General features: G+C 61.5%; 14 protein-coding genes. 9 read left to right on the top strand and 5 right to left on the bottom strand.

Translation table 11 applies throughout. From position 1 onward, the window contains the following. Positions 1 to 81 precede the first annotated feature (81 nt). Positions 82 to 1,065 carry a putative sulfate exporter family transporter gene (locus VII69_05825; GenBank protein ID HEY5094608.1) on the top strand — a complete coding sequence of 328 codons (984 nt, stop codon included), beginning with the start codon at positions 82 to 84 and terminating at the stop codon, positions 1,063 to 1,065. A gap of 83 nt (positions 1,066 to 1,148) precedes the next feature. Here VII69_05825 and VII69_05820 read toward each other — a convergent pair whose 3' ends face one another. Together VII69_05820 and VII69_05815 are read right to left on the bottom strand one after the other, a co-directional pair. Continuing rightward, the gene (locus tag VII69_05820) at positions 1,149 to 1,916 is read right to left on the bottom strand and encodes a sulfite exporter TauE/SafE family protein (protein ID HEY5094607.1); all 768 of its coding nucleotides are present in this window, start codon (positions 1,914 to 1,916) and stop codon (positions 1,149 to 1,151) included. Positions 1,917 to 1,971: 55 nt separating this feature from the next. Next, the gene (locus VII69_05815) at positions 1,972 to 2,664 is read right to left on the bottom strand and encodes a DUF4336 domain-containing protein (protein HEY5094606.1); all 693 of its coding nucleotides are present in this window, start codon (positions 2,662 to 2,664) and stop codon (positions 1,972 to 1,974) included. A 72-nt stretch (positions 2,665 to 2,736) separates the two neighbouring features. On the opposite strand from VII69_05815, the gene VII69_05810 reads away from it, so the two are divergent. The 4 genes from VII69_05810 to arsB are packed head-to-tail and all read left to right on the top strand — an operon-like array spanning position 2,737 to position 5,239. After that, entirely contained in the window at positions 2,737 to 3,072 is a 336-nt protein-coding gene (locus tag VII69_05810) for a metalloregulator ArsR/SmtB family transcription factor (GenBank protein ID HEY5094605.1), read from the top strand. Beyond that, positions 3,069 to 3,506 (top strand): ArsI/CadI family heavy metal resistance metalloenzyme, encoded by a 438-nt coding sequence (locus tag VII69_05805; GenBank protein HEY5094604.1) that lies wholly within the window; start codon positions 3,069 to 3,071, stop codon positions 3,504 to 3,506. Before VII69_05810 ends, VII69_05805 begins: the two co-directional genes overlap by 4 nt. 11 nt (positions 3,507 to 3,517) lie before the next feature. Next, entirely contained in the window at positions 3,518 to 4,162 is a 645-nt protein-coding gene (locus VII69_05800; protein ID HEY5094603.1) for an arsenate reductase ArsC, read from the top strand. Further along, positions 4,163 to 5,239, top strand: coding sequence for an ACR3 family arsenite efflux transporter (arsB, locus tag VII69_05795; protein HEY5094602.1), 1,077 nt, complete (start codon positions 4,163 to 4,165; stop codon positions 5,237 to 5,239). It begins immediately after the preceding gene. A gap of 11 nt (positions 5,240 to 5,250) precedes the next feature. Here arsB and VII69_05790 read toward each other — a convergent pair whose 3' ends face one another. Continuing rightward, on the bottom strand, positions 5,251 to 5,859 hold the full coding sequence (locus tag VII69_05790) for a response regulator transcription factor (GenBank protein ID HEY5094601.1): 609 nt from the start codon (positions 5,857 to 5,859) through the stop codon (positions 5,251 to 5,253). A 163-nt stretch (positions 5,860 to 6,022) separates the two neighbouring features. Next, positions 6,023 to 7,381 (bottom strand): substrate-binding domain-containing protein, encoded by a 1,359-nt coding sequence (locus tag VII69_05785; GenBank protein HEY5094600.1) that lies wholly within the window; start codon positions 7,379 to 7,381, stop codon positions 6,023 to 6,025. Positions 7,382 to 7,833: 452 nt separating this feature from the next. Here VII69_05785 and VII69_05780 point away from each other — a divergent pair, with 452 nt between their 5' ends. The 4 genes from VII69_05780 to VII69_05765 are packed head-to-tail and all read left to right on the top strand — an operon-like array spanning position 7,834 to position 14,109. Beyond that, on the top strand, positions 7,834 to 10,992 hold the full coding sequence (locus VII69_05780) for a TonB-dependent receptor (protein HEY5094599.1): 3,159 nt from the start codon (positions 7,834 to 7,836) through the stop codon (positions 10,990 to 10,992). Further along, a complete protein-coding gene (locus VII69_05775) occupies positions 10,989 to 12,131 on the top strand; it encodes a hypothetical protein (protein ID HEY5094598.1) in 1,143 nt (380 codons plus the stop codon). Before VII69_05780 ends, VII69_05775 begins: the two co-directional genes overlap by 4 nt. Continuing rightward, the gene (locus tag VII69_05770; protein HEY5094597.1) at positions 12,128 to 13,111 is read left to right on the top strand and encodes a hypothetical protein; all 984 of its coding nucleotides are present in this window, start codon (positions 12,128 to 12,130) and stop codon (positions 13,109 to 13,111) included. Before VII69_05775 ends, VII69_05770 begins: the two co-directional genes overlap by 4 nt. Next, on the top strand, positions 13,108 to 14,109 hold the full coding sequence (locus tag VII69_05765; protein HEY5094596.1) for a hypothetical protein: 1,002 nt from the start codon (positions 13,108 to 13,110) through the stop codon (positions 14,107 to 14,109). The genes VII69_05770 and VII69_05765 overlap by 4 nt, the downstream gene beginning before the upstream one ends. Positions 14,110 to 14,114: 5 nt before the next feature. On the opposite strand, the gene VII69_05760 is transcribed toward VII69_05765, so the two are convergent. Next, on the bottom strand, positions 14,115 to 14,376 hold a 262-nt coding region (locus tag VII69_05760; protein ID HEY5094595.1), incomplete at its 5' end, for a hypothetical protein.

The following is a 14,376-nucleotide window of genomic DNA, read 5'->3' as shown; positions in this document are numbered from 1 at the left end:
GGCCCCTCGAAATGGCTGCTACGGATGTAGCAGGCCCGATGCAAGGTCGACGCCGCGCCTACGGCCGAACGATATCCGTACATGACGACGCTACGCACTTTGGCGCCGGGCATCTTGTTCGCAGTTGCGCTGGCGCTCGTCGCGGTGTTCTTAGGCTTCAAGTGGCCTGTGGTAGGCGCTCCGATTTTCGCGATCGCGGCCGGCATCGTGGCGCGCCGACTCATCGGCGCGAGCGGGGCGTTGGAACCTGGAACAAGATTTGCGTCGAAACATCTGTTGCAAGCCGGCATCGTGCTGCTCGGATTCGGGATCGATCTCGCGGTGTTGTGGCAAGACGGCCGGTCGAGTGCATGGGTGCTCGTGGGCACACTCGTCGCCGGATTGGCCGGCGGACTCGTGCTTGGGCGGTTGATGCGGGTCGGTTTCAACATGCGTCTGCTCGTTGCGGCCGGCACTTCGGTCTGCGGGGCGTCGGCCATCGCCGCGCTTGCGCCGGTGATCGGCGCCGAGGCCGGCGAGGTCGCGTTCGCGACCGCCACGATCTTCCTCTACAATATAGTGGCGGTCTTCTTGTTCCCCGCCATCGGACATGCGCTTCATCTCAGCGATGCGACATTCGGCACCTGGGCGGGCACGGCGATCAATGACACATCGTCGGTGCTCGCTGCCGGATACGCGTATGCTCCGGCGGCCGGCCAAATCGCGACGATCGTGAAACTCGCGCGAACGCTTGCTATACTGCCGATCGCGGCAGGGGCAGCATTGTACGTTTCGCAACGCAGCGCCGGAGCGCGCGGCCGTTTCGATTTCGTCGCGACGATGCCGTGGTTCATCGTGCTTTTCGTCGCCGCTGCGGCGGCGGCGTCCATCGGCGTCTTGCCCGCTGCCATTCTCGGCGGGCTTGCGACGACCGGACGCTACATCATGATCGTCGCGTTCGCCGGAGTCGGGTTCGGATCGGACTTCGACAAATTGCGAACGGTCGGTTATTCGCCGCTCGTGCTAGGCGCCGCTGTGTGGGCGCTCGTCGCTCTTTCGAGTCTCGCCATTCAAGGCGTCCTTTGATCGTGTGAACCACTCACCCAATGGGCAAGCGATGCTTGCCCTAGTACAGCCGACCATAAAAGTCGGCCCCTACAAATAATTGATTAGAATCCCTGACGCACGAAGAAGTACACGGTCATCACGATCCCAACGACGGTGATGAATCCGCGGACCAGAGACTGATCGAAGCGCCGGACGTAGCGCGCGCCGAAATATCCGCCGATGGTGGATCCGACGATCATCACCGCCGCATACGGCCATACGATGTTGCGCGCGAAGACGAAGGTGACGAACGACGCCGTGTTGATGATCGCCGCGAGCACCGTCTTCACGGCGTTCATCGCATGGATATTGCGCATGCCCATGAGTCCGAGCGTCGCAAGCATCAAAATGCCGATGCCGCCGCCGAAATATCCGCCGTATACGGAGATGACCAACTGCGCGGCGGAGATGCCGGCCAGCGCGCGAGGTGACGGAGCCGCGATTTGGTGTTCGCCGCGGCCCATCCACTCCGAAAGACGTTTGCTGAGCATGAACGTCAGCGTTGCGACGCCGAGCAGGTAGGGAATAAGTCGCTTAAACGCTTCCTGGGGCGTCCCAAGCAACAGCAGCGCGCCCGCAAAACCGCCGATCAGACTGGCGACAGAAAGCCAAACCACGAACATCGTCGCCTTCGGAAAATCCTCGCGATAGCCGGTGATGCTCGCAAAAACACCGGGCAGCAGCGCCGCCGTGCTCGTGGTATTCGCGTTGATGGGAGGAACGCCGACGAACAACAGCGCCGGAAACGTGAGAAAACTTCCCCCGCCCGCGACGGAATTCAACACGCCGCCGAATACCGCCGCAACGAAGAGAATTATCCACGTGGTCATCGCGCCGCCCTTGGCGGGCCCGGCGGCGATTCCATTTTGCGAAGGCCGAGGATGCTCAAGGTCGCAAAAGCCAACGATAGGCGTTTCTCAAGGCGTCCTTTCCTCGAGTCGGCACGACGCTTCCGTGACCAACGACAAGCCGATCAAAGTCCCAATCCAAAATGCGCTCGATCTTGTCGCGTAGATACGTGCGATCCGCCGGCGCCAAGCGGTAGAACCATGGGATATTGCATCCGGGGTACGCTCCGATGGCGCCGAACGACCACTTTGTAAACCATCCCCTGCTTTCATCTAGATTGAATGCTAAGTCTGCGACGATCAAAGAACGGCTTGGCCGATGGAAGAACACGAACTCGTCGAGAAAGAGCCGCATGCGATCGACATAGAGCTGATCGAGACACGGCGCCCAGAGCGGAACGCGCGCGTCCAAAGCGCGAAGGGATGAAAGCGATCGATTCCATTCGACCAGCACCGGCGCTCCAAACAACCTCGCGCGCGGATAGGCTGCCGCGTAGTCGCGAAGGTAGAGGTCGTGCCACCAACTGGGCCAGACGATCGAGTCGACAGCGCCCAGCGATGCCAGCGCCTCTGCTGTTGCCGAATCGAGAATGGTGGGTGAGTGAACGAACAGTCCATTCGTCGGCAGCCGGATGATCGTCATCGTGTGCGGCAACGGGATGCCGGCAAAGCGGACATCTTTCTCCAACACCCAGATATCCTGATCAAGTCGCGATGGTCCGTCCGTCAACTTTTCCTCCGAACCTGAAATAAACGCCGGCGCTATATTGACAAATCCCGATGCAATCGCTAATATCGACGTATGTCAATACAACGATGTTGCCCCGCGACGACGATCGTCGACCTCGACTTCGGCGAACATGCCCAGCTTTTCAAGGCGCTGGGCGATCCCCATCGATTGGCGATTCTGGCCACGCTAGCGCGGGCCAAGGACGAAGTCTGCGTCTGCGACTTCACAGCGGGACTCCCGTTGGAGCAGCCCACCGTTTCCCATCATCTTCGTTGGCTGCGCGACGCGGATCTCGTCCGTGGCCAGCGCAAAGGAACGTGGGTCTACTATCGCCTTGCTCCCGGCGTCATTGGCCGACTGCGTAAAGCCGTCAATGCGCTGTTCTCAGAGAAAGCCGTCGCCGCATGAAAACCCACCTGAATCTTGCCACGAGAGATCTCGCGAAAAGCGTCGCCTTTTACCGCACGCTGCTTGATGCCGAACCGGCGAAATCTCTCGATGACTACGCGCTGTTCATCACTGAAGATCCCGGTTTGGAGCTTGCGCTCGATCGAGACTTAGCCGCAAAGCCTGGACGCTCCGCCCATTTCGGCGTCGTCGTCGAATCGGTTGAAGCGGTCGATGCGGCCATCGCGCGCTTGCAGGCCGCCGGCGTGCCGGTGGACATCGAACGCGAAGAGACGTGCTGCTACGCCAAGCAGACCAAGGTGTGGGCAGCAGACCCGGACGGCCGGCGCTGGGAAGTGTACACCGTCCTCGAGGACACCGAGACGCGAAACGAAGGCGGCGCGACGTGCTGCTCCGGCGCCGATCCTCATGCCGATGAATGCTGCGCAGTGTAGTAGGTGCCGGCGTGAGCGATGAGATCGGAAGCAAGGTTCTTGCCCTCACGTTGACGTCGGCCGGCAAGTTGCACGATGAATTCGACGGCATCTTCTCACCCGAGACTGTGCGGCTCTGCCTCGCGGAGAGCGCCCAATCGCTCGTAGGTTCGCACGTAGACGATTATATTCCGATTTTCGCGTATCGATTCGCTCGCGAGCGGTTGCGTGCAGCCGCGCATAACGAAGGGAAATTGCCGAACATCATGCCCGAAGTGTTGTTCGTGTGCGTGCATAACGCGGGCCGCAGCCAAATGGCCGCAGCGCTCCTCGACGCGCGGGCAGGTGGCCTCGTTCACGTACGCTCTGCGGGCAGCGCGCCCGCGGGAAGCATCAACGCCGTCGTCGTCGAGGCGCTGAGCGAGATCGGCATCGACATCGGCAAAGAATTCCCAAAACCGATGACCGACGATGTCGTTCGCGCTGCCGACGTCGTCATCACGATGGGTTGTGGCGACGCATGTCCGATCTATCCGGGCAAGCGCTACGAGGATTGGGAGGTCGAGGACCCGGCAGGCAAGGACATCGCCGCAGTCCGCCGCATCCGCGACGACATCGAGCGCCGTGTCGAGCGGTTGATCGAAGAGCTGCGGTCCAACGAAAGCACAAAGGCTTGAATGGATTTGAGGGACGCGCTCGTTTCAACCAATAGCCGCCCGCTCCTCGCCGACCTTTCGTTCCTCGATCGGTTCCTTACGCTTTGGATCGTCCTCGCGATGCTGCTGGGCGTCGGTCTAGGCACGCTGGGTGTCCGGCTCCCCGCGGCCCTCGTTCCCGTCGGGCTCATCGTCATGATGTATCCGCCGTTCGCGCGCGTGCGCTACGAAGCGCTACCGGCGGCGCTGCGCGACACACGGCTGCTGGGGCTGTCGTTGATTCAGAATTGGATCATTGCGCCGATCCTAATGTTCGGACTCGCCGCCGCATTTCTGCACGGACGTCCGGACCTGTTCGCCGGTCTCGTTATGGTCGGACTCGCGCGCTGCATCGCGATGGTCGTCGTGTGGAGCGAACTGGCCCAAGCGGACCGCGAGTACACAGCGGCGCTCGTAGCGCTCAATTCGGTCTTCCAAGTGTTTGGATACGCCGCGTACGCCTATCTTTTTGTGACGGTGCTTCCGCCGCTCGTTGGTCTGCCGAGTCTCGCCGTTCCGCTTTCGATCGAGACTGTCGCCGTCAGCGTCCTGATCTACCTTGGAATTCCGGCTGCTGCCGGCGCTTTGACTCGTGCGTTCCTTCGCCCGAAGCTCGGCGCCGCGCGCTACGACGAGCGTTTTGTTCCGACGATCGCGCCGCTGACCCTCGTCGCGCTGCTCTTCACGATCGTCGCGATGTTCGCGCTGCAAGGTGCGAGGATCGTCGCGCACCCCGTTGATGTGCTCTTGGTCGGCGTTCCGCTCGTCATCTACTTCGCCGTGATGTTCGGCGTCTCGTTTGCGATGGGCCGGCGCGCCGGTGCGTCATACGGGCGCACAACGTCGCTCGCATTGACCGCAGCGAGCAACAACTTCGAACTCGCGATAGCCGTTTGCGTCTCGGTCTTCGGCATAGATTCGGGCGAGGCATTCGCGTCTGTCATCGGACCGCTCGTCGAAGTCCCCGTCCTACTCGCGCTGGTGAACGTCGCGTTGCGGATGCGCCCGTGGTTTGCGGATTTCGAGGCGTCTAAGCCGACATCGCTCTACAGTGCCTGAGGCCGGTTCGATCAGTCGGCCATTCCTTGCCGCAACGCGACCACTGCGGCCTGAGTCCGCGCGGTCACATGCAGTTTTGAAAATATTCTGCTCACGTGATTCTTGACGGTCTTTTCGCTCAGCACGAGCGCGGATGAGATCTCTTTGTTCGACATTCCGTCGACGATCAGCCTGATCACTTCGGATTCGCGTTTAGACAGATCGGTTCGGGCGCCGGTCCTGTCTGAGTGTTGGCGGCGATCGCTCGATTGAGCCAAGCGCTCTCCAACACCTCGCTCGCCGCGCGCCACCGATATGACCGACGTTATGACCTCGGCTGGCGTCGCATGTACGCTCGCAAATCCATCCGAGCACAAGACGCGCGCGATTTCGAACGATCGTTCGTTCCCCGGCATGACGAGCGCGCAGATTCGCATGCGCGGGTTCTCGGCGCGGATACTGACGAGCGCTTCGGCGGAGCGGAGTTCGAGCACGGCCGTACCGACGAGCGCCACATCGACGGCCGCCTCGCGGACATCCGCCTTCACTTCTATCTCCGCCGACCGGCGGAAGACGTGAGTGAGGCCTTCCTTATACAGCGCTTGCGGTTCGACGATGGCAACGCGAACGGGAGCCGTCATGGCTTTAGCGCTTTCCGGCGCGATGTCACGCCGAGCTCTGCTTTGGGAGAGGACCCCGCGCTATGCCGCCGCCCCCTCGTGAACGAACGTCACTGCGCGGGACCCACTTGTGTCGTCGTGCGAGCGGCGCTCGCGTGCCGCTCGCATCCGACGGACGGGTTATTTACAGCGTGCAGACTCCGGAGACCGGACCGAGCTTCACGCCTGCCATGGCGGCACTGACTTTGGTCTTCAGCGCGTTCGGCAAGTATACCAAGCCGCCCGCGATGATCGCTTTGTCGGCGATGGATTGGCCCTTCGGCAGTGTCGTCGAATCCATCCATTGCACGTAGCCCTTAAGCGCGGTCACCGTCTTCTTCACGCCGTAGCATCCGTAGAAGTCGGCGTACGAGAATCCGGCGATCGGCCATGCTCCGTTTGCGGGCGAATCCGGCACGATCGTGTCGTTGAGGATATCGGTCGGCGTGAAGTTGCTGGGCAATGAGACGCCGTTCAACGCTCTCGTGATCGATGTCGTGTTCAACTTGATGTACTGCTTCTGTGAGGGATGGTTGAGCGAGAAATTGTCTTGCAGCAGCGCAGCCGGGATGTTGTTCGGTGGCCCGAGGAATGAAGGACCAACGTAACCGATCGCGCCGGCGGTGGCCGCGACCTTGCCGGCAACGCCCTGGCTTCCGGTTTCGCCGTCGAAGCCGGCCGGCCACGTGAGCAACGTTCCCACGCCGATCGTCCACGGGAACGTCGTGCTGGCGCACGCCGTGTTCGTGTGGTTCGAAAGCAGGAACGTCGTGCCGCTGCCATCCGCACGATAGACGACGAGGATCGGCAGATTCGACGACACTTGAATACCGTTGTTATCTGAGGTGATGTGCGAATCGTTCCAATTGGTGATGCCCCCGGTGAAGATGCCGCAAAGCGATTCCACCGAGAGATGCAGGCCGCCCGATGGAACGGTGAGGCCCGACGGATTGTACGGCGTCGCGACGCCGTCCAACGTCACAGGCACTTCCAATGCGGGGCCGCGCTGCGTCTGGTCGTCCGACTGATATTGGGAGATCTGCGTAGAACTCAACGGCGCATCGCTCATCGCGTAATCCCATACGGGGTACGGATAGTTCGGGAATAGCGTCGACGTCGGCGGGGGCGGGTTGCCCGGCGTTATGTTCGAGGGAGTTTGGGTGAGGTATGCGGTGAGGCCGCCGCCGCTTCCAATGGATGCGTACAGGATCTGGATCTTGTTATTCACGGGGCCCGTCGGCTGGCTAGCGATGCCGACGCCGTAGTTATCCATGAGTGAGCGCTCGACGAGTGAGATGAGCGAGCTGCCGCCGCCGAACACGCCGCCGACGCTGATGTCGGGGTTGGCGCCGGTCTTCGAATTGGCTTTTTGGGTACCGGGAATCACCGGCGCGGCCGGCGAGGACGACGAGTTGCCCCCGCACGCCGCAAGCGAGCCGACCATGCCGATGGCAAGTCCGGCCGAAAGAACCTTATTCAGGATCTTCCTAAAGCGATTAGGCATATCCACCTCTAGAACAAGTGTGAGTGGCGCAAACGGAGCCTTGCGTATCCTCGCAAGATTCGCCCAGTAGCCCACTTAGCGTAGCGTGCGAATGTTATCGCATGATTATCGCGACATAGGGGAGAGGTTAAGCATCGGCGTCGGATGGAGTCGGGTCGGACGGTGGCGTGTAACTCCTGCCTTTAAGATGTCCGTGTCCATATGGCTGCTAATCCAACCTGCCTGGGGACGTGATCGCTTCCTGATCTAAGTTTAGGACTTTTCGCAGATTGCCAGGGTACCCAAATTGATGTATTGTCTACTAATACAGTAGATTTAATAGAGAAACAATTGCCGTGCCCACGCGCGTTTGGAGCGGACCTGTCCGATGTGATAATGTCGCGATAAGGAACGCTTAACATTCGGGGCTTATACTCAAAGGAACGTACGAAATACGGGGAGGTCCTTAGATAATGCCCCTCGCCCCGCATGTGCGCGTGCTTTGCCACTTCATCGCGATCGCAATCATTCTCGCCGGCATTTTGCGGCCGGAACTCGCGTCCGCCGCGCTCACCGGACAAGTGAGCGGCACGGTCACCGACGGCGTCACGCACGCGCCGGTCGCCGGCGTGAAGATCGTCGCTACGTCGCCGAGCGGAACGTACAATGGGATCACAAATGTCCGCGGCGGCTACGCGCTTGTCGGACTTGCGCCCGACACGTACACGCTCACGTTTGAAAAAACAGGCTACGCGCTCGCGACCGTCACCGGCGTCACGGTGCTGCCGGACGACACAAAAACCATCGACGAGCGCCTGACCGTCGACGTGCGCACGCTGAGCACGGTTAGAGTGACGAGATCCGCGAGCAGCGCGTACCAGCCCAATGCGACCGAGACCAGCTACGCCGTCACCAGCAAAGCGCTGCAGACGCAGCTCGGTAAGTCGTTCAACACGGACGAGAGTTCGCTGCTTGCGGGCCTCCCGAGCGTCACGAAAGACAGTTCCGGAACCATCAAGATCCGCGGCGGGTTCGACTTCCAGACCGCCTATCAGTTCGAAGGCATCGACTATACGCTGCCCAACGCGTCGCTGCAAAGCCGCTCCGGCAACGTCGCCAATTTCAATCTCTTGAACGGGGTCGGTTCGCTGCAGCTCATTCCCGGAGGCGGCGACTCTTCACACGGCGACACCGGAACCGGTCTGATCGCGCTATCCGCCAAGCGAGGGACGTATCCGGCTTTCGGGATGATCGATCTCGAAGCCAACTTCCTCGGGGGCAACTGGCAGAACTTCGGCGATCCGCTCTACCATCAGGCCGGATTTGAATACGGAACAGCCACGCCGAACGGCCGCTGGTCGGAGTACATCGGATTCACCGGCGTCCGTCAAGATTTCCAGTTCGGGCCACGAGGCAGCGATGTGACGAAGCTCGCGTCGCTGCTCTCCACCACCAACGCCACCGTCGCGAACCTCCCGCAGAGCCAGCAGCAAGACGACGTCGTCAACAATCTTTTGTACCGGTTCGGCTCGCGTAGACAAGAGCAGTTGCAGATGTTCTTCCAGCGCCAGGATGTTTCGCAGCAGCTCGCCTTTGTCGACACGCTCGGCCTGCAGAACTCCAGCAATGTGGGGCATCCGGGTCCCGGGCTGCTCACGCCGTTGCAGACGCAAGCGATCTACCCGGTATTCCCGGGCGCGAGATTGCCGGGTCCGGCACTCGGATCGAACACATTTGACAGTCCGTTCACCGCGTACAAATTCGAATATTCGAATACGTTCAGCCCGAACGCGTTCGGCACGATCCGCTTTTATCGAGCGATCGACATCCAGCGCGAAAGCCTCCCGCAAACCGGACTCTTCACGCCTGCGAATGGCGGCTCACGCACGGGCGTTGCGGCAGAGATCAGCGCCCAGGAAGGCTCGAAACACTACATCGAGTTCGGGGGGAAATACGATTTCGCGAAACCGTTCGGCACCACGGTGGACGTCACGCAAGCAAATGCGTTCGCGGGCGGCTATCAGGTCTTCACGGTCGTGAACGTCAACGGCTTCAATCATATCCAGACGTTTTCTCCGCTCGCCGCGTTTGATTTCTTGCCCGTGAATTCCAATGGCTGCCCCTTCCTCTATCACGTGCCCGCAAGCACCCAAAGCATTCTCGTGCCTTGCGGATATATCGCGTCTCGTCTCACCACCGGCATCCCGCGGTTGCCTGCGGCCGTATATGGCCCGACCGTGCGCCAGCAGATCTACGCTTGGTTCGCACAAGACACGATCGCGATGAGTCCGCTGTGGAAAATCCAGACGGGCCTGCGGCTAGACGGCTACAACTTTCTCGTTCCCGACGATCCGAGCAATCCGCCGTCGATCGATGCGGTGCGCCACCAGCGGTTGTACGAGCCGCACATCGGCATCACGCACGTCATGGGCCCGCGCGACTCGATTCGCGCCACGTTTGGGCGCACGCTTTCCATCCCGCTGCCGAGTTTTCTCGGCAGCAATGTGGAGCGAAACTCGTTTGCGGCCTTCAAAGGAATCCCGTCCTTCGACAATCTCACGGGCAAAGCGGCGGTGTATTGCGGTCTTACCTTTAACCAGCCGTGCAGCGACTACGCGGACCAGATGTATTGGATCACTCGCGATGTGCTCTATACCGATCCTAGCCGGTCGGTGCAGGGCCTTGGCGTCACCAGCTCGCCGCCTGCGCAACCATTGCATGGTGCGACTTTTTCGAATTACGACGTCACGTACTCTCACGACTTCGGACACGGACTGGGGCTTCGCCTGACGCCGTTCTACCGGCGCGGTTACGACATCGTGGAAAATTCGCGAAATATCGTCGGCTTCGATCCGTTCACCGGCGCTCAGACTTTGGGACCGTTGTTCGAATCCAATCTCGGGATTCAAAAAGCGACGGGTTTGGAGTTCGACATCACCCAAGATTCGGATTTCGGGTTGTCGGGCCAGTTTTCGGCGACGTACATCAACCAGATCGGCAACGATCCGCCTGGGCAATATCTTCCGACCGCGTCGCTTGCGCTGGGCAACCTCTACCACTCGCCCAATCTTTCGCCGCTCGAGGCGACGCTTGCCCTGAACTACCGCAACCGTTCGGGCATCCGGATCAACCCGGTGATCTCGGTCAACGACGGCTATCCCACCGGCATCGGGCTGCTCGGCGCGTTCTACGTGAATGGCGTTGCGTACAACATCCCAAATACCGACGGGACGATCGGCAACGTCAACGGCGCGCCCCAATATGTCGATCCCCAGAATCCTGGAACACTGTTCAACCCGCACATCGCGGCGACGCGTGGTGTGAATGCCGAGACGTCGGCGGCAGGCGGCTTCTTATCCAAGCCGTCGGCCAACGTCAACGTCACTTTTGAATTCACGCCGCCCGGCACGCGGCGCACGTTCGGCGTCGCCGTGACCAACTTGTTCAATCAGCTCTACGGCGTGCCGCAGTTCAACCATTTGTACACGAGCCCAGTGTCCACCGGATTGCGCGGGCCCGGCAACGGCGCTGCGACCGGCTACCCTCTTGACGCATTCCCGACAAGTCCGTATGTGATCTTGCCGCTCTTGCAGCCCACGACGTTCCGCGTCTACATTCAGGAACGGCTATGAAAGCGATCGCCGCTCTCGCCGCCTCGCTCGGCCTGACTATCGCACTCGCCGGGTGCACGTCGGGCCAAGTCGGCGTGCAGCCCGCCACGACGGTCGTCAATCCTGCGAACTCGACGCTCGACTTCGCGGTCGGCATCGCGACGCTGCAGACCTCCGGCGCACCTATCGTCGGCCTCAATGTGGTCGAGACGTTCCGGCAGTCTAACGGACTGAGCGGGGCACTTGTCGATACGCCGAAAATCACCGGCCCGTACAATTTCGTCGGCGAAACCGTCAACGGCGGCAATGCGAACTATATCAGCGGCACGCCGCCGGGCGGCGACTGCAATGCCGCCACGTTCGGGTGCACGGGCGGGGCATTCGGCTACGGAATCGCGCCCGATAATCTGATCGGACCGACACAAGTCTTCGCTCAGTACAGCCAGCCGCTGCTCCACGATCGCAACGGCCTCAACACGTTGCTCTATTACGGTGGCCCGCCCGCGTGGCCTCAGGTCACAAACGGCACGTACCCGACCGGTTTTGTCGGATTCAGCCCGGGATTTCTCACGTTTGATGCATCGCCCGTCCTCGGCAGCTACGATCTGACCCTGCAGATCCCGACCGGCTTGCACTCGCACGTCGTCGTCGCGAAGACCGCGCAGTTGACGTCGCTCACGCCATTGCCCGTGCTCATCGCGTTACAACCTTTCGCCGACCCGGACAATCCGGGTGGATTGAAGATCGACGTCAACGTGCCGGCGGGAATCTCCGAAGAGTGGGTCTTCGTCGCCGACTTCGGTCAGTGTTATCCGCAGACCACGCTTGGAACGAGCCAAGCATTTTTCACCGTGCGCAGCACGCAACCGGGATTGCAAGAACTAACTCTCGCGCCCGATCTCGGGCCGCGCATAGGACAGCAGACCACCCACACGATTTGCACCGCCGCCGATAATCAAGCGGCTACAGGCAACCCGAACGCGACCGGCGATCGTTATTCGATCTACGCCGCAGGCTTCGACTATCCGGCATACGCGGCGGCGTATCCGCAAAGCAACGCTGTTTCGCCGCCGATCACGGGCACAAACGGACAAGCCGACGTCACGTTGTCGAGCGTACAGCAATTCACATACGGCACCGAGCCGACGTCGGGACCATGAAGGAGCGATCGATGCGGATAGCCGGATGCGCGAGGCTTGCCGCGTGTTCCATCGCGCTCGTCGTGACTGCGCAAGGATGCGGCACGGCCGCGAATCCGAGCGGAGCGGTGCCCACACCGATGCCGTCGCAGCAGTCGCTGTACGTCGGCAACTGTCCGTCGGGCGGACTGCCGCCCACGATCGCCGCGTTTCCGCCGCCGGTGGGCGTCGCGACGGGGCCCGGCTTTGTCACGCCGCCGATACCAGGAGGCAGTTGCGTCGGCGGCATCGCGATCGCGAACGAATTCACCCTCATCGCCGCTACCGGAACCGGCGGCACGGCGTTCTTCGACTTGCCGATCACCGGTTCGAGCACACCCGTCTTCTTGATTCCGGCGCAGCGCCCCAATCCCACGTCGGTGAATGCAGTCGCGATCGACGCGACGGGTACGCTCTACGTGGCCGACGCGCTGGCCGGAACTATCTCGGTCTATCCGCCGCCGCTGCTCGGCGCCACGGCACCGGCCTTTCAGATCGGGGGCGTCAATCAACCGGCGCAGATGACATTCGACGCGAGTGGAAGCTTGTTCGTCGCGGCGTGCGGATCCAACCAAATAGTGCGCTTCGATCCGCCGTTCTCCGCATCGAGCGTTCCCGCGCTGGCATTTGCGCTTCCCGGTGCTTCGCAATGTCCGCACGGCGTCGCGTTCGACGCGAACGGCGATCTATTCGTCGCGGCGCGAAACGTCAACGCGGTGTACTCCTTCACGCCGCCATTCTCTTCGACGAGTCAGCCGGCGTATGCGATCGTCGGCGCGTTCACGATGTTAGCAGCGCCCGAAACCGTGACGATCGACAACGTCGGACGGCTCTTCGTCGCCAACGGATCGGGGTCGTCCAGCGGGATTCTCGTGTTCCGGCCGCCGTTCTCGGCGAACAGCTTACCGGCCAATATATTGCAAGGCGTGACGACGCCTACCGGACTTGGGGTGGGACCATGAAGACATTCGCGCATCGCGCAGGACTCTGCGTGCCGGCATGCATCGCCGCGCTCGCCCTCAGCGCGTGCGGAGGCGGAGCGGGCACTGCCATGCCGCTGGACCCGCCGTCGCCGTTCGTGCCGACGGGCGCCGTATTTGTGGCGAATACTGCGTCGTCAACGCTCGCGTGGTACGCGGCGCCCGCGATCGGCGATATCGCACCGCAAAACGTCATTTTCGGAAACAGCAAGACGGGCATCTTCGGTCCATCGTTCATCTTCGTGGATCACGCCGGCATGGTTTGGTGCTCGAATGCGCTGCCCGGCAACACCAACGTCTCCAAATACGATCCGAGAGCGCTGCCGAACACCCCACCGCTCATCGAGATCGCCGGGCGTAAAACGCACCTCGGCCCACCCGAGGGACTTTCCGTCGACGCGACCGGCGCGCTCTACGTCGCCAACGGCGTTTCGAACAACATTCTGGTGTTCAAGCCGGGCGCGAACGGTGATGCGAAGCCGGCTATCAACATTTCCGGCAAGAAGACGCACTTGGACAATCCCACTGGGCTCTGGCTCGACGCCGCCGGCAACATCTATATCGCGAACGGCGGCGGAACGTACGGCGGCAGCGTGGTCGAGTTCGCGGCGGGTTCGAGGAAAGACGCAACGCCCATACGGATCATCGAAGGGCTCGACACCAAGCTCGTCAATCCGCGCGGCATCACGCTCGACTCGTTCGGCCAGATCTACGTCACGACGAGCTCGAGCGTGTTGACCTTCGCCGCCGACAGCACCGGCGACTCTCCGCCGTTGCGTTCGATTTCAGGTTCGAATACGATGTTAGGATCTGCCGGCGAGGTCGTCGTCGACGGCGGCGGCAACGTCTATGTTGCAAGCTCCGGCAAGAACGCGCTCGTCGAATTCTCCGCCGGCGTGACCGGGAATGCCGCGCCGCTAGGGACCATCGCGGGGTCCAACACACAACTCGACACGCCGACGGGCATCGCGATCCGCTAAGCCGGTCAGGTGCCCTTCTCGGCGCCGATGTAGCGGATCAGTTTCAGCACGAATGCCGGTTTCGTGTAGAGCAAGTTCGGATCGCCATACGCGGTGTAAAGTTCGTTTTGCGCCCAGCGGCGATGATAGGCGAACGAGACGTTGTATGCGCTCGTGTACGGCCCCGGCTGAAGTCCCGCGCCGTTGAGGAATGAGAAGCCGTCGGGGGGCCCTGACCCCAAGATTCGCCGCAGCCCTACTGAGAACGACGATTCGGGTCCGAGTTGA

The organism is Candidatus Eremiobacteraceae bacterium (genome assembly GCA_036511855.1).
Classification (GTDB): domain Bacteria; phylum Vulcanimicrobiota; class Vulcanimicrobiia; order Eremiobacterales; family Eremiobacteraceae; genus JABCYQ01.
Note: the sequence above shows the minus strand (reverse complement) of the source record. Positions and strands in the feature narration are given on the sequence as shown.